This window comes from Mycoplasma sp. P36-A1 (genome assembly GCF_049478495.1).
In the GTDB taxonomy this organism is placed as follows: domain Bacteria; phylum Bacillota_I; class Bacilli_A; order JAJDGJ01; family JAJDGJ01; genus P36-A1.
Genome location: NZ_CP168083.1, coordinates 755067 through 777163, shown reverse-complemented (window position 1 = coordinate 777163; position 22097 = coordinate 755067). Strand labels below are relative to the sequence as shown.

19 protein-coding genes are annotated in these 22097 nt (G+C 28.0%); 5 read left to right on the top strand and 14 right to left on the bottom strand.

All coding sequences use genetic code 4. The annotated features are described in order from the left end of the window. Positions 1-5: 5 nt before the first annotated feature. From ACD762_RS03605 to hrcA, 8 genes are all read right to left on the bottom strand, one after another. Positions 6-1808, bottom strand: a complete 1803-nt coding sequence (locus ACD762_RS03605) for an ABC transporter ATP-binding protein (protein WP_423364497.1) — start codon at positions 1806-1808, stop codon at positions 6-8. After that, a complete protein-coding gene (locus ACD762_RS03600; RefSeq protein WP_423364496.1) occupies positions 1798-3540 on the bottom strand; it encodes an ABC transporter ATP-binding protein in 1743 nt (580 codons plus the stop codon). Before ACD762_RS03600 ends, ACD762_RS03605 begins: the two co-directional genes overlap by 11 nt. Before the next feature lies 1 nt (position 3541). Next, positions 3542-4063 (bottom strand): TetR/AcrR family transcriptional regulator, encoded by a 522-nt coding sequence (locus ACD762_RS03595; RefSeq protein ID WP_423364495.1) that lies wholly within the window; start codon positions 4061-4063, stop codon positions 3542-3544. 279 nt (positions 4064-4342) lie between these two features. Next, a complete protein-coding gene (gene radC, locus ACD762_RS03590) occupies positions 4343-5023 on the bottom strand; it encodes a RadC family protein (protein WP_423364494.1) in 681 nt (226 codons plus the stop codon). Further along, the gene (locus ACD762_RS03585; RefSeq protein WP_423364493.1) at positions 4963-5364 is read right to left on the bottom strand and encodes a hypothetical protein; all 402 of its coding nucleotides are present in this window, start codon (positions 5362-5364) and stop codon (positions 4963-4965) included. The genes radC and ACD762_RS03585 overlap by 61 nt, the downstream gene beginning before the upstream one ends. A gap of 94 nt (positions 5365-5458) precedes the next feature. Continuing rightward, positions 5459-6592: a molecular chaperone DnaJ gene (gene dnaJ / locus ACD762_RS03580; protein ID WP_423364492.1), complete on the bottom strand. Its 1134-nt coding sequence runs from the start codon at positions 6590-6592 to the stop codon at positions 5459-5461. Positions 6593-6613: 21 nt separating this feature from the next. After that, positions 6614-8425 (bottom strand): molecular chaperone DnaK, encoded by a 1812-nt coding sequence (gene dnaK, locus ACD762_RS03575; protein ID WP_423364491.1) that lies wholly within the window; start codon positions 8423-8425, stop codon positions 6614-6616. A gap of 28 nt (positions 8426-8453) precedes the next feature. After that, a complete protein-coding gene (gene hrcA / locus ACD762_RS03570) occupies positions 8454-10067 on the bottom strand; it encodes a heat-inducible transcriptional repressor HrcA (protein WP_423364490.1) in 1614 nt (537 codons plus the stop codon). Between the two features lie 201 nt (positions 10068-10268). Between hrcA and ACD762_RS03565 the strand changes: the two genes are divergently transcribed. Both ACD762_RS03565 and ACD762_RS03560 read left to right on the top strand, forming a co-directional pair. Beyond that, positions 10269-11087, top strand: a complete 819-nt coding sequence (locus ACD762_RS03565; RefSeq protein ID WP_423364489.1) for a diacylglycerol/lipid kinase family protein — start codon at positions 10269-10271, stop codon at positions 11085-11087. An 88-nt stretch (positions 11088-11175) separates the two neighbouring features. After that, complete coding sequence (locus ACD762_RS03560; RefSeq protein WP_423364488.1) at positions 11176-12228, top strand: FKBP-type peptidyl-prolyl cis-trans isomerase; 1053 nt, start codon at positions 11176-11178, stop codon at positions 12226-12228. A gap of 212 nt (positions 12229-12440) precedes the next feature. Here ACD762_RS03560 and ACD762_RS03555 read toward each other — a convergent pair whose 3' ends face one another. The 4 genes from ACD762_RS03555 to trxA form a co-directional block, all read right to left on the bottom strand. Beyond that, positions 12441-13652 (bottom strand): tyrosine phenol-lyase, encoded by a 1212-nt coding sequence (locus ACD762_RS03555; protein ID WP_423364487.1) that lies wholly within the window; start codon positions 13650-13652, stop codon positions 12441-12443. Next, entirely contained in the window at positions 13619-13825 is a 207-nt protein-coding gene (locus ACD762_RS03550) for a hypothetical protein (protein WP_423364486.1), read from the bottom strand. The genes ACD762_RS03555 and ACD762_RS03550 overlap by 34 nt, the downstream gene beginning before the upstream one ends. Positions 13826-14193: 368 nt before the next feature. After that, positions 14194-14574 (bottom strand): MscL family protein, encoded by a 381-nt coding sequence (locus ACD762_RS03545; RefSeq protein WP_423364485.1) that lies wholly within the window; start codon positions 14572-14574, stop codon positions 14194-14196. A 3-nt stretch (positions 14575-14577) separates the two neighbouring features. Continuing rightward, complete coding sequence (gene trxA / locus ACD762_RS03540) at positions 14578-14892, bottom strand: thioredoxin (RefSeq protein WP_423364484.1); 315 nt, start codon at positions 14890-14892, stop codon at positions 14578-14580. A 559-nt stretch (positions 14893-15451) separates the two neighbouring features. Here trxA and ACD762_RS03535 point away from each other — a divergent pair. Both ACD762_RS03535 and nrdG read left to right on the top strand, forming a co-directional pair. Beyond that, positions 15452-17704 carry an anaerobic ribonucleoside triphosphate reductase gene (locus tag ACD762_RS03535; RefSeq protein ID WP_423364483.1) on the top strand — a complete coding sequence of 751 codons (2253 nt, stop codon included), beginning with the start codon at positions 15452-15454 and terminating at the stop codon, positions 17702-17704. Then, a complete protein-coding gene (gene nrdG / locus ACD762_RS03530; RefSeq protein ID WP_423364482.1) occupies positions 17685-18146 on the top strand; it encodes an anaerobic ribonucleoside-triphosphate reductase activating protein in 462 nt (153 codons plus the stop codon). The genes ACD762_RS03535 and nrdG overlap by 20 nt, the downstream gene beginning before the upstream one ends. Before the next feature lie 42 nt (positions 18147-18188). Here nrdG and ACD762_RS03525 read toward each other — a convergent pair whose 3' ends face one another. Beyond that, a complete protein-coding gene (locus tag ACD762_RS03525; protein WP_423364481.1) occupies positions 18189-20519 on the bottom strand; it encodes an endonuclease MutS2 in 2331 nt (776 codons plus the stop codon). After that, entirely contained in the window at positions 20512-20982 is a 471-nt protein-coding gene (locus ACD762_RS03520) for a CvpA family protein (RefSeq protein WP_423364480.1), read from the bottom strand. The genes ACD762_RS03525 and ACD762_RS03520 overlap by 8 nt, the downstream gene beginning before the upstream one ends. 194 nt (positions 20983-21176) lie before the next feature. Here ACD762_RS03520 and rnhC point away from each other — a divergent pair, with 194 nt between their 5' ends. Next, positions 21177-22094 (top strand): ribonuclease HIII, encoded by a 918-nt coding sequence (rnhC, locus tag ACD762_RS03515; RefSeq protein WP_423364479.1) that lies wholly within the window; start codon positions 21177-21179, stop codon positions 22092-22094. The last annotated feature ends 3 nt before the right edge of the window (positions 22095-22097 follow it).

Genomic DNA, 22097 nt, shown 5'->3' with positions numbered 1-22097 from the left:
AACCCTTAATCTAAAGCATCTACAAATTGATTTTTATATAATTCAGCATAGAATCCATTAGCTTTTAACAATTCTTCATTTGTTCCTTGTTCTATTACTTCACCATCTCTTAAAACGACAATTTTATCTGCATCAAGTATGGTTTTAAGTCTGTGAGCAATTACAAAGCTTGTTCTACCTTTTAATACTTTATCCATTGCACGTTGAATTTTTTGTTCAGTTACAGTATCAACATTACTAGTAGCCTCATCCAAGATAATAAGATCTGGATTTACAATTAAAGTTCTTGCAATAGATATAAGTTGTTTTTGACCAACACTGAATATTGAATTACTATCATCAACAACTGTGTTATAGCCATCTGGTAAACTAACAATATAATCATGTATCTCTGCAGCTTTAGCAGCATCTTGTACTTCATCTATAGTAGCTTCAGGCTTTCCATAACCTATGTTATCTTTAATAGTACCTGAGAAAAGAACTGTATCTTGTAAAACATTACCAATCTTTCTTCTCAAGCTTCCTAATTCAAGATCTTTAATTTCATAATTATCAATAAATATTTCTCCACTTGTAGTATCATAGAATCTATTTAAAAGGTTTATGATAGTTGTTTTACCTGAACCAGTTGGACCTACTAATGCAACTTTATGTCCATTTTCAACTACAAGATTAACATTTTTTAGTACTGGTTTATTTTCTAAATAACCAAAATCAACATCTTTAAAAATGATATTTTCAGATATTTTTTTAATTTTTATAGCATCTTTAATATTAACTACTTCTTCTGGAACATCTAATATTTCTTGAGCTCTACCAGCTCCTGTAACAGCTAATCTAGACGTATTATATTGAGAAACTATTTGAGTTAATGGTTGGAAAAATCTTTGTGTATATTGAATAAAGGCAACTAGTAATCCAACAGTAACGGTACCATCAATTACAGATTGTGCACCAAAATAAATTATTGAACCAATAGCTATCATTGAAAATCCTTGAACCATAGGAAACAATACATTTGAAAATGCTTGTCCTTTTTTAGATACGTCTCGATAATCTTCATTAAAAGGTACAAATCCTTCATATGTATCTTTTTCAGTACCAGTTGTTATTATTAATTTTTGTCCTGAAATTTTTTCATCTATATATCCATTCAAAGCTCCAAGTTTAGCTTGTTGAACTCCTACATATTTTTTAGCTTGTCTAGTTAATAACAATACAAATACTCCTGCTATTAAAGCTAAACCTACAACAATAGTTCCAAGAGATGCTTCCTCTTTGAACATTGTATAACTAATACTTACTAAAAGTGCAATTGATGAAATTATTTGTACTAATGATTGAGTTAGTAACATATTAATATTATCAACATCATTTGTAAATCTACTTAAGATATCTCCTTCATTAGATTGATCAAAGAATCTAATTGATAATTTTTGTAGTTTATTAAATAAAGCATTTCTAATACGTGAAGAGGTTCCACTTGCAACTCTACTCATAATCATTTGATATGTAAACATACTTAAAGAAACTAATAAGTATGCACCACCAAGTTTAAATACTGTATTAACAAAGCTAGTATGTGTTTCTAATGTATCTCCATTTGGAGTCATATAAGCTTGAATATAAGCAGCTAAATCATTTATGGCATCTCCCATAATTAAAGGTGCTTTAACTTGTAACCAAGTTGAGAATATAATAAAAGCAACTACAAATACTAAAGATACTCTATATTTTTTAATATATCTCCATAAAAAGGAAATACCTACAGATAGTGACTGATTGTCTTTTGTTTTATTAGTTTTCATCTTCAGCACCTCGTTTCTGTCCTTCTTGTGAATTAAATATTTCTTGATAATATTTATTATTTTTCAATAAATTAGCTGGTGTATCAAAACCTACTAATCTTCCATCATTTAAAACTATTACTTTGTCTGCTTCAATAATAGAACTTATTTTTTGAGCAATAATTATGACAGTTTCATCTTCATAGTATTTAGAGTATAAAGCATCTTTAACAGCTTTTTCACTTTTAGAATCTAAAGCAGATGTTGAATCATCTAACACCAAAATTGGTGGATGACCTATTAAACCTCTAGCAATTGATAATCTTTGTTTTTGTCCACCAGAGAAATTTGAACCTCTTGCATTTACATCTGAGTGATACTCTTGTGTTAATCTTTCAATAAATTCTGCAGCTTGTGCATCTCTTGCAGCTTTCATCATTTCTTTTTCGTTTGCATTACTACCATTTATTAAGTTTTCTTGAATCGTTCCTGAAAAAAGAATTGGCTTTTGAAGCACAATAGAAACATCTTCTCTTAATGTTTGTTTTGGAATTAGCTTTATGTTTTTATCATCTAATAAAACTTCTCCATTATTAACATCAAACAATCTTAATATTAAATGAACAAGTGTTGATTTACCTGCTCCAGTCGGTCCTACTAATCCTACTTTTTCACCTGGATTAATTGTAAATGAAACATCTGTTAAAGAAGGATAAACAGCATCAGGATAAGTAAAAGTTACATCTTTAAACTCTATTTTACCTTTTAAATTAATATCATTACCTTCAACATATTGAATTGATGGTTTTGTTTCAATTATTTCATTAAATCTTTTTAATGAAACAAATGCTCTTGAAAATTGCATCGTAACCATTCCACCAATTATCAAAGCCATCATTACTTGTGATAAATAATTGATGTATGATACCATTGATCCAAGTGCACTAACATCTGTTTGAGCAATGTTTGCAGTTAAATAAATTACTAACACTGTTAACAAGTTTGCAATTAACATGAATGCTGGCATTACTACTGCCATTGTATTACCAACGCCTAAGTTTAAATCTCTTAAGGCTTGATTTTCAACATCAAATTTCTTTTCTTCCTTTTTTTCACTTACAAAAGCTTTTACTACTCTTGCACCAATAAAATTTTCTTTTATAATAGAATTAATTTTATCTAATTGAATTTGAAATTTTCCAAACATTGGACCCATTCTTTTTAAAACTAGCATCATAACACCAACAATTATGACAATTAATAAAATAATTACCCACCATAGTTGCGGCATTGTTGTAACTGCTAAATAAAAGGCTCCAACTAGCATTATTGGCATTCTCATCAGTGTTGAAAACAAAAGCATAACCACTGTTTGAATTTGATTAATATCATTTGTTAATCTAACCACTAAATTTGCAGTTTTAAACTTTTCAATGTCTTCATATGAAAAGTTTTGTACTTGTAAAAAGCCATCACTTCTCATATCTGCACCAACATTTTGAGCAAGTCTTGCAGTTGATATAGCATTCAGCATCCCGCATACTAAACCTAAAACTGCTACACCTATCATTATTAATCCATATTTATGCATTATTTCTATATCTGGACCACCTGAAGCTGATATACCATCATTAATAACATATTGAATTAACTTTGGAATAACTAAGGCTGTAATGGCTGATATAGTTATTAATATAAAAGATGCTAAGGTATTATATTTATACCTTTTCAAATATTGTATAAGTTGATTCATTTTATTCCTCCTTTATCGCGGCTAATAGTTTTCTTATTACTATTTTTAATTGCTTGTCACTAATCTTGCGATTAGCATACATAAGTTGTAATATAGTTCCTTCAATGATAAATCTATTTTCCTCTGTTTTTTTAAAATAAGATTTTTCTTCTAACATTTTATTAAATGTTTCTTGTTGAACTTTTTGATATTTTTTTGCCATAACTTTAGTTTCATCTGTTAAAAAAGCTGCTTCTCGATATCTAAAGACAAATCTAAACCATATCTTGTTTTCTAATAGATTTTTTATATGAATTAAAAAATATTCTTCAAAATCTTTAGCATCCATATTTTCTGATTCAATTAATAAATCTACCCCATGTATATAAATAGCATTTAATATTTCTTCTTTGCTTTTAAAATAATGATAAATAGATGCTGGTTTAATTTTTAAAACTTCTGCTAATTTTCTCATTGAAAAGTTTTCTAATCCATTTTCTTTTATTACATTTAAACTTTCAAGCAATATTTTATCTCTACTCATACTCGACTCCTTGCCTGATTACACTAACACTTGTTAGACTATTATAGTATACACTTAAACTAACGAACGTTCAATAACTTTTTGATTGAGAACACATTTTATTCTAGAGATATATTCTAATTATAAGTCTATTTATCTTTTTTATTATACTTCATAATTTGACATATAGACTATGATAAGCAATTATTTTTAAATGTCTATAATCAGTATTAAAAAATACAACAAATATGCATCAATATGGTTAAAATAATTTTAGTTTTAATGAGGAATGATATTGTTTTATATTTCAATTTCACTTTTAAAACTGTAGTATTCTTTTTTCCCAATGATTATATGATCTAATAATGGTATACCTATTAAATTTCCTAACTCTATTAATTTATTTGTAACTTCTATATCTTCTAGACTAGGAATAACATCACCTGATGGATGGTTGTGAAGACATATAAAACTCGCTGCTTTATTTTCTACTAAAAAGCCTAGAATCTCTCTTGGATGTATTAAAGATTTATTGATAGTTCCAACAAATAATATTTGTTCACTTATCAATGCATTTTTAGTATTTAATGCTATTACAATAAATTTTTCTTGCATTTCTTCGATAAATCTTGCTTGATATAAATTAAATATTTGCTTAGGATTATTTAAATATGTATAGTCTTTTATCTTTCCTGCTATTACTCTTTTTTGTAATTCTACTATAACCATAATTTCAGTAGCTTTAGAATTACCTACTCCTTTAAATTTTTTTAATTGTTCTATATTATAACTTCCTATATTTTGAATTCCACCAATATGTTGTAAGATTTCATTTGCTAAAATAATAGCATTGTTTCCTTTATATCCTGTTCTTAAAATTAGTGACAACAATTCAGCATCTGTAAGAGAATTTATGCCTTCTAAAATAACTTTTTCTCTTGGTTGTAACACTTTAGGAAGCATTTTCATATTAATTGACATGTGAGCACATATCCTATCGTAAAAAATGGAAACATATATATTTGTTTCTTTTTTAATAAAACTAATAACATCAATGCAACAAAAGTTGAAATTAAAAGCCAGTTAATGAATTGATTTAATTCAAGTATTGAATACATTATTAAACCAATTTTTAAATCAGCTCCTCCAATATAATTTGATATATATGGAAAAGCAATTAGTAATAACATGAAAAATATAAAAACTTCAATTTTCAAGTTTATTAATGGAATCAAAGCTAACATTAGAATATTTGAAACTTCTAATTTATAATAATCATTTATTGACATTATTATTAATACTGTTAGTAAATAGTAATTCATTTTTATCACCTCAATTAGTGATATGCCTGTATTTCTAAAAAGCCCTTTTTTATTACAAAAAAAAAGAAGGAAATTTTACAATTTCCTTCTTTAACTAATTTTTGAATTTTTTGATGAATTTATCGAATAGTGATCCACCTTTATTTGATTCTAAATCTTTCAACTGTCTAATTAAATCTTTTTCTTCTTTAGATAGTTTAGTTGGTGTTACAACATCTACTGTTACATATTGATGTCCATAACTGTTTCCTCTAATATCTTTGACACCTTTATTTTTCAACCTAAATTTTGTCTTAGGTTGTGTTCCTTCAGGTATAGTAAATTCTACATCACCATGCACTGTTGGTACATCTACTTTGGTACCTAGAGCTGCATCAGCAAATGAAATTGGAATTGTTAAATAGATATCTTTTCCATCTCTAGTAAACATATCATGTTTTCTAATGTTGATCTCTACGTATAAATCACCATAAGGTCCACCATTTTGTCCTCTTTCACCCTTACCTGCAACTCTTAGTTGTTGACCACTATTAATTCCAGCTGGAACTTTAATTTCAACTTTAATCTTCTTAGTAAGACTTCCAGAACCATGACAAACATGACATTTATTCTTAATTTCTTTTCCAGTTCCATGACATGTTGGACATACTTTTTGATTCAGCATTGTTCCAAAGGCAGTTCTTACTTGTTCTTGAACTACTCCACTACCATGACATGTATGACATGTTGTAATATCTTCTGGAGTTTCTGCACCACTACCATGACAATGAGGACATTCTTCATCAAAACTAATTTCAATTTCTTTATTTGTTCCATGTACGGCTTCAAGAAAATCAATTGTTAAAACTACAAATTTATTTTCACCTTGTGATGGTCTACTTGCAGAGGATTGACTTGATCTTGAACCAAAACCTCCACCAAAGAATGATCCAAAAATATCTGATAGATCATCAAATCCAAATCCTTGTCCTGAAAAGCCACCAAAACCACCTTGGTTACCGTTTTGATCAAAAGCAGAATGACCGTATTGATCATATGTTTCACGTTTTTGTTCATCACCTAAGACTTCGTAGGCTTCTTGTATTTCTTTAAACTTTTCTTCTGCATCTGGACTATCATTTGCGTCCGGATGATATTTTTTTGCCATCTTACGATAAGCTTTTTTTATTTCTGAAGCATCAGCATTTTTGCTGATACCTAATACTTCATAGTAATCTCTTTTGGCCATGAGTCCACCCGCTATCTTAAATTATTTTTTTTCTTCAAAGTCAGCATCTACTACATCATCTTGAATTTTTTCTTCTTCAGGTTGAGCTGAAGCTTCAGATTGATCAGGTTGTGAATACATTTGACCAGCCATTTCATGCATCATTTTTTCTAAGTTATCCATTTTTGTTTTTAAACCTTCAATATCATTTTCATCTAATGATTTTTGTAGATCTGCTTTTAATTCATTAACTTGTTCTTTTTGAGCATTATCAACTTTATCACCAGCATCTTCAATTGTTTTATCAATTTGATAAATCATTTGTTCTGCTTTATTTTTTGTTTCTATTTCTTCTTTTCTTTTTTCATCTTCTGCTTTGTGCATTTCAGCATCTTGAACCATTTTTTCAATATCAGCTTCACTTAAACCATGATCAGATGTAATTGTAATTGATTGTTCTTTATTAGTTCCTAAATCTTTAGCTTTAACAGAAACAATACCATTAACATCAATTGAGAATGTTACTTCAATTTGAGGAACTCCTCTTGGTGCAGCTGGAATGTCTGCTAGTTGGAATCTACCTAATGTCTTATTATCAGTAGCCATTGGTCTTTCACCTTGTAATACGTGAATATCTACTGCTGGTTGATTATCAACTGCTGTTGAGAATACTTGTGATTTAGATGTTGGAATTGTTGTATTTCTATCAATCAGTTTAGTCATTACAGCTCCCATTGTTTCAATACCTAATGAAAGTGGTGTAACATCTAGTAATAAAACATCTTTTACATCCCCTGCAATAACTCCACCTTGAATTGCAGCACCCATTGCTACTACTTCATCAGGGTTTACTGATTTATTTGGTTCTTTTTGTAATAATTTTTTAACTTCATCTTGAACTGCTGGTATTCTTGTTGAACCACCAACTAAAAGTACTTGATCAATTTCACTTGCATTTAAATTAGCATCTTTTAAAGCTTGTTTTACTGGTTGAACTGTTCTTGCAACTAAATCACTAGTTAATTCATTAAATTTAGCTCTAGTCAATGTTATTTCCAAGTGTTGTGGTCCTGCTTCTGTTGCAGTAATAAATGGTAATGAAATTTGTGTTTGAGCTAAACCTGATAATTCTTTTTTAGCTTTTTCAGCTGCTTCTTTAAGTCTTTGCATTGCTGATCTATCGTTTCTTAAGTCAACACCAACATCTTTTTTAAACTCATCTGCTAAATAGTTTACTACTTTATTATCAAAGTCATCTCCACCTAACATGTTATCTCCTGATGTTGATAATACTTCAAATGTACCATCAGCAAGTTCTAGTACAGAAACATCAAATGTTCCTCCACCTAAGTCAAATACTAATACTTTTTCTTCTTTTTCTGTTTTATCTATACCAAATGCTAAAGCTGCAGCAGTTGGTTCATTGATAATTCTTTCTACTTCTAATCCTGCAATACGACCAGCATCTTTTGTTGCTTGTCTTTGTGCATCATTAAAGTATGCTGGAACTGTAATTACTGCTTTAGTAACTTTTTCACCTAAATACTCTTCTGCATATCCTTTTAATGTTTGTAAAATGAATGCTGAAACTTCTTGAGGTGTATATTCTTTACCTTCAGCTTCTGCTTTGAAATTTGTTCCCATATGTCTTTTTATTGATGAAATAGTATCTTTGTTTGTTGCAGCTTGACGTTTTGCTGCTTCCCCAACTATTCTTTCACCATTTTTAAAAGCAACAACTGATGGTGTTGTTCTATTTCCTTCTGGATTAGGAATTACTTTTGCTTCCCCATTTTCCATTACTGCAATACATGAATTTGTTGTACCTAAGTCAATACCAATTACTTTACTCATATTAAAATCTCCTTTATTTTTTAATTTATTATTCACTAACTTTTACTAATGTATGTCTTAATACTTTATTTTTAAAAGTATATCCTTTTTGTAATTCTTCAATTACTAAACCTGATTCAACACCATCAACTGCAACACTCATCACTGCTTGGTGGTATTCAGAATCAAATGGTTTATCAATAGCATCAATTTGTTTAATTCCTTCTTCTTCTAAGGCAGAATATAATTGTTGATAAATCATATCAAATCCTTTTAAGAAATTGTTTAAAGTTTCATCTTCTGAATCTACCTTTAAAGCTCTTTCAAAGTTATCAAGTGCAGGTAGTATTTTTTCAACAATACCTGTTACTTTTTTTACAACTTGATTATCTGCATCTATCTTTGCTCTTCTTTCATAGTTTTGAGCATCTGCATAAGCTCTAGCAACATTATTTTCTAATTCTTGAACTTTAGTTATTAGACCTGCCATTTCTATTTGTAACTTTGCTTCTTCAGTTAATGTTTCTGTTGAAGCATCAGCATTTTCTTCATTTGTATTTTCTTCATTTAAAATAACTTCTTCACTTGCATCATTTTCACAAGTATTTTCTTTTTCCATATTTTCTTTATTCATTACTTGTCACCTCTTTTTTTCATTTAATAATTGTGTTATTTTATTAGATACATAATCTAATAAATTAATAACTTTATCATAATCCATACGTGTTGGTCCTATTATTGCAATAACACCTTTTTCTGTTTCTGTAAGTTGATAATTTGTCGTTACAACTGTAACATCATCTACTTCAAAAACATCATTTTCTTTACCTATCATTACTGAAGGTTGAGCTCTTGAACTGACTAAATAATCAAAAAAGAAATCATCTTCCATAATATTTATTAGCGATTTAATTTTATTTATATCATCAAAATCTGGTTGATTAATTATATTATTCTTACCACTAACAAATATATATTCTTGTGAAAATTTCATTAGTGCCGATTTTAAAGCATCCATTAAATATTCATAGCTTATCATGTGTTTACCTAATAAGTCTTTAATGTCTGCATTTACTCTTGTAATTACTTCACTCATTTTTTGACCTGCTAATAATTTATTCATTAGTTCTACGCATCTTTGTAGATCCTCTACATCTAATTCAGAATCGATATTAAATATTTTACTTTGGACTCTACCTGATTTAGTAACTATCACAATAACAATACTTTCATTTGATATTGGAACAACCTGAATTTTTTCAAGTAATTCTTCATGGACATCACTTCCAAGAGCAATTGATGTGTAACTAGTCATATCGGCAATAAGTTTAGTAGATTGTTTTACTACTTCTTCAATTTCTAACTTTCGATTGTTAAATACTGCTTCAAGCTTAGCTTTTGTTGTCTCATCAATATCATGTTCATCTAAAAGATAGTCTACATAATATCGATATCCAAGATTAGATGGAACTCTTCCGCTTGAGGTATGTGTTTTCTTTAAAAGACCCATATCTTCAAGTGTTGCCATTTCATTTCTAATAGTTGCAGTCGAATAAGGTAGTTCATGTGTTATTTTAAGCTTTTGCGAACCAACTGGTGTAGCTTGATCAATAAAATCACTTATTATAACTTTTAAAATATCAATTTGTCGAGATGTTAGCACTATATCATCACCCCTTTAGCACTCACTATTTCTGAATGCTAAAGTTATTATATATTGACATAATAGCAATGTCAACAATAGAGTGCTAGTATACACAAAATGTCAATATCCAGTTAAAAATAGATTAATTTAAGTACAAAACAAGATATAAATACAATATAATTTCACTAGATATGATAATATATCTATGGTGATAAATACATGATATATTATATATACAACCCGCTTGCAAAATCAGTAAATGCAGGTACTTTAATAAAGAAAAAAAATTACAGTCAAAAATATGCTTTAAATAATGAGACTGAAATGAATAAACTATTAGATATAGTGAAAAAAGAAGATATTTTATATTTACTAGGAGGAGATGGAACACTTCAACACTTTATAGATATGTATCCTTCTTTACTAAATAATGAGATTAAGTATTATCCTTTGGGTAGTGCTAATGACTTTGCCCAAACATTAAAGGATAAATACCCATATGTATATAAGGTTACAACAAGTGATCAACAAAGCCATTCTTTTATAAATGGTATGGGACTTGGTTTTGATGCATTGGTTTGTAAAAAAGTGAATAACTTAAAAAGTAAATCAAGATTATCTTATTTAGTAGAATCTTTTAAAGGTGTAATGGAATATAAGCCTTTTGATATTACTGTAAAATATGATGGTAAAGTCAAGACTTTTAATAAAGTTTGGTTATGTTCACTACAAAATGGACCATACTTTGGTGGTGGTTTTAAAATAACTAAAGATGCTGATATTACTGATAGTAAAATAGATTTTGCTGTTGCTAATAATATTAATCGTTTTACTGTTATTTTGATTTTACTCTTTGTAAGACTTGGACAAGTGCACCGTCTAAAAAAATATTTTCATTCAGAAAAAATATCTGAATTTGAAATTATAGACAATAAAAAGTTGCTTGCTCAATTTGATGGAAATACTTTTGACATAAATACACCTTGTCACATATCTAGTTGTAAAAAAGTAAAAATCACTAAAACATCACAACTATAAATATAAAACCACTATAAATATACATGTTATAGTTTTAGTAAACACTATAATTTGATATAATGATAATATTATAAAAAAGGAGAATTTTATGGATAATAAAGAGATAGATAATATTAATGATAATGAAACAAACATTAAAAGTGAAGAAGTTATTGATAACGATAATATAGAAATTATTGAAGATGCTGAAGTAGTAGTTGAAGATTCAACAAAAGATTTAAAAAATGATAACAATGATGAAAGTATTGATGCTGAAATTATTGATGCTGAGATTGTTGAAGATGATGATAAAGTGATAGATGCTTCAGAAATATCTAATGATGAAGATCAATTAGAAGATGATGTTATTGATACAACAATTATTGATGAAAAAGATGTAAATGAAGATAATGAATCTGTAGTTCAAGATGTTTACATTGAAAAAAATAATGAAGAAATTAAAGTTGAAGATGTTGAAAAAACGATTAATGATAATAATTTAATTATTGATGAAAATGTTAACAATGAAAATGAAAATGAATTAGTTGATGAAAGAAAAGATGAAGTTGTTCTAAAAGAAAAGAAAAAACTTACTAAGGGTAAAATACTTCAATATGTATTAATGAGTCTTGGAGGAATATTCATTGTGTTAATAGCAGCAGCTTTTGCATTAAATCAATATGATAAGCATCAAATGGGCGTTGAGGCTGATAAGTTAGTACATAATCTACGTGTTCAATCAGCAACAGAACAAAAAAATGGTAATATTGAAAAAGGAGATGTTGTCTTAATTGATTATGATGGTAAAATTGACAATGTTGCCTTTGATGGTGGAAGTGCTGAAGGTGCTAGATTAGAAATTGGTTCTAATTCATTTATTGATAACTTTGAAGATCAATTAGTTAATCATAAAAAAGGTGAAACTGTAGAAGTAAAAGTTAATTTCCCTGCAGATTATGCTTCAACTGAATTACAAGGAAAAGAAGCAGTATTTACAGTTAAAATTAAAGATGTTTACAAACTTCCTGAGCTAAATGATAAATTTGTTGCAAGCTTAGGTATTGAAGGTGTAAGCACTCCAACACAATTAAGAGATTATGCAAAAAGTTACATTGAGTATTATCAACAAATGATGTCTCAAGGTTCTACTACAACAGAATAAGCTATTTAACTATCTATAGTGGTTTTAATACTTGATTATATAATCAAATATTAAAACCACTTTTTATATTCTTATCGGATATATAATGATGTATATCTTTTTAAAACTATTTTGAATTACATTAACACTAAAAAGAAGAAGGTTTTCTCTTAACTAAGAAAACTTTCTTCTTTTTTATTAGATTATAGATAATTGTATGTTAGTACTCTTTATTATTTATTTATTGGTTCAAATCTTGCATTGAAAAATCTAAGCATTGGTGGTTCATAAACAAACTCTAATCCTTGAATTGAATCACGTTTTTTAAACAGTTCTATGACACCTTGTGCAACTACTTCCATGTGTGCATAAGTATATACACGACGAGGTATAGTCAGTCTTACTAATTCTAGTTTTGGACGATGGTGATCATTAGTATCTTTATTTCTTCCTGCAGATACTATTCCTCTTTCCATAGATCTAACCCCTGCTTCAACATACAATGCGGCTGCTAGTGTTTGTGCTGGAAGTTGATCTTGACTTAGGTGTGGCAAAAATCTTTTTGCATCTAAGAATACCGCATGCCCTCCAATTGGTTCTACAATAGGTACTCCGGCTTCTTTTAATCTATCACCTAAATACTGAACTTGCTTGATGCGATGATGAATATAATTAAAGTCAACAGACTCTTTAATCCCTTGAGCCATCGCTTCCATATCTCTACCTGCTAAGCCTCCATATGAAGGCATACCTTCAAATACAACTACCATTTCTCTAGCCTTAGTATAAAGACTATCATCATTCATACATAAGAATCCACCGATATTAACTAGACAGTCCTTTTTACCACTCATAGTACAACCATCTGCATATGACATCATTTCTAATAGTATTTCTGCAATAGTTTTATCAGCATATCCTGCTTCTCTTTCTTTGATGAAATAAGCATTTTCCACACATCTAGTTGCATCATAAAATACTTTGATTGCATTTTTATCAGCAATTTCTTTTACTGCTTTCATATTCTCCATTGATACTGGTTGTCCACCAGCTAGATTTACTGTAACAGCTAGACAAATATAAGGTATATTTTCTGCTCCAACTTCATCAATTAAATTTTGTAACTTCTCTAAAGAGATATTCCCTTTAAAAGGTAAATTTATTGTAGAATCATGCGCTTCATCAATAATTATATCCCTAAAGTTAGCACCATTAGCTTCTTGATGGTATCTAGTTGTTGTAAAATACATGTTTCCAGGAACATACTGTCCTTCTTTAATCATAAGCTTAGATAAGATATTCTCTGCTCCACGGCCTTGGTGTGTTGGTACAACATGCTTAAATCCGTAGAACTCTTTTACTGTTGCTTCTAAAGAATGCCAGTTTGCCGAACCTGCATAGGCTTCATCACCTAACATCATTCCTGCCCATTGTTTATCAGACATAGCAGTGTCCCACTATCAGTTAATAAATCGATATAACAATCTTTTGAATTTAATAAGAATGTATTATACCCTGCTTCAACAATTGCTTTTTCTCTTTCAGACCTTTCTAACATATTTGGTGTTTCAACTACTTTTACGCGGTATGGTTCCGCTGGATACTTTGTGAAATCCATTTTTACTTCCCCCTATTTATAAATTTTATAGCTTCATTATATCATTTAATGAACAGGTTGCAAGTATTATTTTTTTCACATAAACAGCTAAATTATTTTTAAACCGGTTTTAATAATATTTATTTATTGATATTACAATTTATACGCTACCTATAATATTAAAGAATGTCTTACTATACAAAGTGTATAGTTATATTTATGCAATATTTTTAGATAAAATATGCACAAATTCTAATTAATAGTTAAAATACAATACCACAATGAAAAGTTGACACTATAAAAATATTTTAGAGTATTTTTTTTAATATATTAAGCTAAAGTATTGTATTTGTTAAAAAAAGTACATCTAAATTAGATGTACTTGCTTACTATTTATTCTTTTCTTCTAATAATTGTTTGATATCTTGTAAAACACTTAATTCATTCTCGCTTGAAGCAAGATCTTCTTTTTCTTTTACTAAATATTTGTTATATGCTTTTACAATTGCAAACAATACTAAACCAATAATAATGAATGAGATTAATGCTGAAACAAACACTCCATATGGAAACTTCATTCCTGCAATCTCAAAGAAACTATCTTCACCTTGCACAAAACCTAGTAATTTATTAATAATTGGCATTATAAATGAATTACTAAAAGATGTAACTAAAGCATTAAAAGATGAAGCTAATAATAATCCAGTTGCAATTTGGATTAAATTCCCTTGTTTAAGAAATTCTGAAAACTCTTTTGCAAGTTTTTTCATTTATTATTTAGCTGAATCTACTAACTCTAAAATTTGATCTTTAGTCATAAATCCCATTTTAGTATTTACTGCTTCTCCATCTTTAAAAACTATTAAAGTTGGAATTGATTGAACATTGTATTTAATTGCAACATCAGAAACTTCATCTACATTTAATTTCGCAACTTTAAATCCAGTTGCTTCATTAGAAACTTCTTCAATATATGGTGCAATCATTTTACATGGTCCACACCAATCTGCATAAAAGTCTACTAGAGTAATACCTTCTGCGATTTCATTATTAAAATTTTCACTTGTTAATTTTGTTAAATTAGCCATTTGAACTTCCTCCTATTTTGATATGTTTTAATTATTACATGTTTTAATCTAATAAACAATCTAATTGCTTGCTTTGATATAAAAAAACATTGTTTAAAATCTATTAACTAATAATTAAGTGTTTTTTCAACTTTATTTTATCTTATTTTTTTAAAATATTCAAATTTATTTAAAATATTTACAATGTAAAATTAAGCGTTAGCTATGATGTTAATCACCTTTTTTTATTCAGTGTGTCATTAATAATTATTGTCAAAGGTTGGATAATATGTTTTAATATTAATATTAAAACATATATTAAAAGTTATTAAAAAAAGGAATATGGTGTAAATCCATAACAGCCTCTTAGCTACTGTAAATTAAGTCAGATACTTTGTTTAATAATTTATGAATAGTTTTTCTAAGAGAAGACTGTTTTACAAATGCACTAGTGTATTTGTAAAGCAACGATAAGTTGCTATTTTTTATGCTTAAAAGCATACTTTTAATATAAAAACATGCGAAATATAAGCAAACTGTGAGGGGATTATATTTCTTAAATAGAAAGTAAGGTGGATATATGAAGGCAATAACTAAAAGAGATGGTCGAATCGCTGCATTTGATCCAAATAAAATTATTAATGCTATAGAAAAAGCTAAAATTGAAGCATCAGAAAATTTTAATTCATTAGACATATATAATAGAGTATATAAAGATTTGCAATTATTAGATGTTTGGGATGTTGAAATTATTCAGGATCTAATTGAAAAAGAATTGATATCATCTAATCTAGCAAATACTGCTAAGAAATTTATTTTATATAGAAATAAAAGAAGTGAAATTAGGGATAAAAACTCTAAATTAATGCAAATCTTATCTGAATTAACTTTTGCTGATGCAAGTGATAGTGATTTAAAAAGAGAAAATGCTAATATTGATGGAAATACGCCTATGGCAACTATGTTACGATATGGTAGTGAAGCATCTAAAACATTTTATAAGCAAAGTGTTATTAAACCAGAACATACTTTAATGCATGATCAAGGATATATACATATTCATGATATGGATTTCTATTCTTTAACTACAACATGTACTCAAATTGATTTACTTAAACTTTTTAAGGGTGGATTTTCTACTGGACATGGTCATTTACGTGAACCTAACGACATTTCAAGTTATGCCTCTTTAGCTGCAATTGCAATACAATCAAACCAAAATGATCAACATGGTGGGCAAAGCATTCCTACTTTTGATTATGCTATGGCACCTGGAGTTAAGAAAACTTTCAAAAAAATATATAAAAATAATTACCTTAAATACTTATCACTAATGAGTCCAGACAAAATTTCTTGTTTTGAGGATTTTTATGAAAATAACACTGTTGAAGTTTCACTGTCTAATTTTGATAATTATATGCAAGCTGAGCTTGAAGTTATGGACTCTATTGAAGCAAATAAATTTGCATATGATAATGCATGGAAAGAAACAAATCGAAAAACATACCAATCTATGGAAGCTTTTTTGCATAATCTAAACACTATGCACTCTCGAGCAGGTGCACAAGTACCATTTAGTTCTATTAATTATGGAACTGATGTATCACAAGAAGGTAGAATGGTTATGAAGAATTTATTGAACGCTACTATGGCAGGTCTAGGAAATGGAGAAACTTTTATTTTTCCTATTCAAATATTCAAAGTAAAAGAAGGTATTAACTACAATGAAAGTGATCCTAATTATGATTTGTTTGAACTAGCTGTAAAATGCTCTGCAAAAAGATTATTTCCTAATTTTTCTTTTATTGATGCTACTTTTAATAAACCTTATTATAATCCAAATGATCCTAATTCTGAAATTGCCTATATGGGATGCCGTACTAGAGTAATATCTAATAACTTTGATAAGAATAATGAAACTGTTGCTGGTAGAGGTAACTTATCTTTTACTTCTATTAACTTAGTAAGATTAGCTTTAGAATCAAATAGTAATGATGAATTTTTTGAAAAATTAAACTACTATTGTGATGAAGTATGTAATCAACTACTAGATCGTTTTGATGTAATTAAGAATAAAACTAAAAAGAATTTCCCATTCTTAATGGGTCAAGGAGTTTGGCATGGAAGTGAAAATTTAAATGCTGAAGAAACAATTGAAGAAGTTTTAAAACATGGAACATTGTCTATTGGGTTTATAGGACTTGCTGAGGCATTAATTGCCTTGACTGGTCAACACCATGGTGAAAGTGAACAAATACAAGAACTTGGGTTAAAAATAGTTTCTACAATGAGAGAAATTGCAGATAAAAAAGCTGCAGAAACTGGTCTTAACTACTCTTTAATTGCAACTCCTGCAGAAGGATTAAGTGGTAGGTTTACTAAAATTGATAGAAATAAATATGGTTCTATTGATCGTATTACTGATAAAAAGTATTATACAAACAGTTTTCATATTCCAGTAAGCTTTGAAATTAAAGCTTATGATAAGTTGCGACTAGAAGCACCTTATCATGATTTATGTAATGCTGGTCATATAAGTTATGTAGAGGTCGATGGTAATCCTAGCAATAACCTTGAAGCATTTATGGATTTAGTTAAGGCAATGAAGGAATTAAACATTGGCTATGGTTCTATTAATCATCCTGTAGATAGAGACCCAGTATGTGGATATGTAGGTATTATTAATGATACTTGTCCTAAATGTCACCGTGAAGAAGATAGTGTTAAATTTGAAAGAATTAGACGTATTACAGGTTATCTTGTAGGTACACTAGATCAATTCAATGAAGCTAAATTTGAAGAAGAAGCTAACCGTGTCAAACATAAAATTTAATCTTGCTGGTATAATAGATGATAGTATCGTTGATGGTCCAGGTTTAAGAACTGTTTTCTTTTTTCAAGGATGCAATCATAATTGTCAAGATTGTCATAATCCACAATCACATTCTTTCAATACTGGAACTGACTATACTATAACTCAAATAAAAGAACACTTAGGTAAAAATCCACTAGCAAAAAGAATTACAGTTAGTGGTGGTGAACCATTTGATCAATATAGTGCATTATTAGAATTTGTAAAATATTTTAAAGAATACCATATTTGGATTTATACTGGATATACTAAACAACAAATTATTGATAAAAAATATGATGAAGTTTTTGAGTATATCGATGCTTTAGTTGATGGTCGTTTTGATAAAAACTTAAAAACTTTAGAAATACCATTTATTGGTAGTTCTAATCAAAAAATATATTATTTTAAATCTAACAAGTAGTTTTCTACTTGTTTTTTTTATAAAAAAAAGTAAGGACTAACCTTACTTAAAATTCACAATAGTGGCACCTTGTCCACCTTCATTATATTCTGCAAAATGATAATTTTTAACATTTTTATTTTTCTTTAAGGCTTCATGAACTCCTGTTCTTAAAGCACCCGTTCCAAAACCATGCACTACCCTTACAGATTTTACATTTGCTAATAAAGCATCATCTAAGTACTTGTTTAAAATTCTTAAAGCTTCTTCTACTCTTAATCCTATTAAGTTAACTTCAGTACTTACTTTTTTACTAACATATCTTCTCTGTTTAATTTTACGTTCTGCTGCCTTTTGTTGATTTTTAGAAACAAATCTAATTTCAGCTTTTTTAGCTTTAGTCTTAATATTACCAATACTTATTTCATAATTATTTCTTGGTAAAACATTTATTATAGTTCCTTGTCTATTTAAAGAAACTAACTCAACTAAATCTCCAACTTCATAAACAATATTATTATCAACTTCTTTAACTTCATTTTTTTCATACAAATTATCAAATTGTCTAGTTATTTCATTTACTTTATGGTTAACAAAACTATCTTGTTTTTTTAGCTCTTTAATAATTCTATCTGATTTATTTGCAGCATTTGCAACAATATCATTTGCTTTTAATTTAGCTTGTTCAATAATCTTTTCAACATCTTTATCTAATTTTTTTCGCTCATTTTCAATTCTAATAACTTTATTTTCATAGTTATCAATTTTAGAATTTAATTCTTCTTTTAAAATTCTTGTTTCTTGTTGAGTTTGTTCTAACTTCAATAATAACTCATCTGAAGTATTTAAGTCTTCTGAATATAACTTCCTTGCATTTTCAATTATTTTAGCATTTAAACCTAAGTTTAAAGCTATTTCAAAAGCATTAGAGCTTGCAAAAGTATCAAATGATAACTTGTACATAGGTTTGTTTGTTTTTTCATCAAACATTACACTTGCACTTCTAACATGATCACTAGTTATCGCCCAATTTTTCAATTTTGAATAATGAGTTGTAATAATAACTGAAGCATCTTTTTGATAGAGATATTCTAATACTGCTAAAGCTAAGTTTTCACCTTCTCTAGGGTCTGTTCCAGATCCTAGCTCATCAAATAACACTAAACTATTTCTTGTGACATTCTCTGTAATTTTAATAACATTATTTAACCTTGCTGAGAAAGTAGATAATGAACTTTCTATTGATTGTTCATCACCAATATCAACAAATATATCAGTGTATATTGGTAGACTAGAATTTTCTTTTGCACTTATTCCAATACCAGATTGGGCCATTAATGAAAAAAGGCCAATCATTTTTAAAGTTACTGTTTTACCACCAGTATTTGATCCACTAATTAGGACAATTCGATATTTTGTATCATTATTTGCAATGAAAAAATCATTTGCAACTACTTTGTTTTTATCAATTAATGGATGTCTTCCTTCATATACTTCTAATTTAGCACTATTCTTGTTGATCTTAGGAATTATTCCATCTATTTCTAATGTATATGTAGCTTTAGCTAGAACAATATCTAACTCTATAATTATATCAAAATCAAAAAATAAAGCTTCACTATGTTCTGCAACTTTTTGCGATAATTCTCTTAATATAATTTCAACCTCGATATTTTTTTGATATTCTAAATTTTGTAAAATATTATTATATTCAACAACTTGATTTGGTTCTACAAACGCTGTTTGTTTTGAACTTGACTCATCATGAATGATACCTTTAATAATGTTTTTACTTGCTTGCTTAACCATTACTACAGCACGATTATTTCGATATGTAACTATGTTATCCATTAGATGTATTGAATTATCATGAATAAACTTTGTTAAGTAATTACTTATCTTATGATTAATACTATCAATCTCTTTATTGATTCTTACTAAATTTTCTGAAGCATCTTCATATAATAAACCTGATGGTGCTACTTTTCTTTCAATTATCATTGCTAAATCTTTTATATTTATTAATTCTTTAATCTTTTCAACAAAGTATTTATACTTATCTTTATCATCAAATTGCTTGATAAAATTATTCAAATTAGTAATTACTTGATTTAAAGATGCAATTTCTATTAGTTGATCTGGTGTTAGAACTTGTTCTTTAACAGCCTTTTCAACACTAATATTAATATCATATAATCCATCTAATGAGAATGGACCATATGAAGTTATAATTTGCATTATTTCATCACATTTATGCAAATTATTGACTACTATATCATAATCAGTAATTACATTATTTTTTAGTATTTTTTCTTTTGCATAATTACTATGCGCTTTATTACTTACTTTTTTTAATACATCATTAAATTCTAATTTATCATAAAATTTATCCACCAAACCACATCCTTATTATATTATAACTGTTAAATTGATCTGAGTATAAGTAGCTATCTTTAGCCCATTGAAAGTCAATAAAGTTAGAACTACCTACTACTATAATTGAAATAATACATACAATTGTATAAGCTATTGCTCCATAAATAATTAGGCCAAATAACTTATCAATAACTGATAGTTTAGTAATATCTAAAAAGCTTCTTATTATTAAATTTATAAGTGATAGTAATATTATACCTATTACTGCAATTACTAAATACTTATAAAAAATATTATCAACAATATTATTTACCATATCATTATTTTTAAATAATGATACTATACTATTAAAAACTTGTTCTGAAAACAAAAAGTAAACTACGATGAATACTAGATTAATTAAACTTGTTACTATTCCTTTTTTATATCCATATAACAATAGTAGTAAAAACACTACTAATGTAATAATATCTGCAACCATTTACATACCCCCTAAAATAAAATTACTCTATTATTATACCATAATTATTATAACTATCACCTTTAGTAATAAACTAAGCACATTTATAAATAATCATTTATCATTTAAACAATCTGTTGTAAAAGCTTTGTATTATTGTTTAAATGTTATATATCTGAATTCTATTGTGTTATAATTGTCTTAGGGGTGATGTCATGAATAAAGTTATTCAAGCAGATGATATGTTATTAGAACAGATTAGACAGTATTATGCAAGTGATATAGATGAAAACAATAATGTTCCACATTCTAAATTTGTTATTTCAACTCAAGATATTAAGGTTATTGCTTACAATTCAAACAAAGTAATGTTTCAAGGTAAGGATGCTGCAATTCAAGCTGATATGTGGATTAACCAACAAAATCATGATACAAAGAAACAAAATTTATTTGATAAACCACTTCCACAAACAGCTAGTGAAGAATATATTGGAAGTGATGAAGTTGGTACTGGAGATTATTTTGGTCCTGTAGTCGTTTGTTCAGCATACATAAATAGAGAAATTACAAGAACAATAGCTCATTTAAATCTTGGAGATTCTAAAAACTATACCGATGAAAAAATTATCGCTTTAGCCAAAGAGATTAAGAATATTGTACCTCATTATATTTATATATTAGATAATACTAAATACAATGAAACACAACCAACTAATAATCTTAATATGATTAAAGCTAAAATGCATAATTACAGTATTAGACAATGTATGAAATTAGTTGGGAAGAAAGTTGATGTTGTTTTAGATCAATTTTGTCAGCCTAAAACATACTATTCTTATTTAGTTAATTCTAAAAATGTCACATGTGATATTATATTTGAAACTAAAGCTGAAAGTAAATATTTAGGTGTCGCTGTAGCTTCTATTTTAGCTAGAAATGCCTTTTTAGAACAAATGGATATATTATCAAAAGATTATAATATTACAATTCCCAAGGGTGCATCCTCTAAAGTTGATTTAGTGGGAGCACAACTTGTAAAGGATTATGGGTTTGAAATCCTTAGTAAAGTTGCAAAAGTTCATTTTGCTAATACTAAAAAAATAAAAGAAATAATTAAACAACAGGAGATGTAGAAA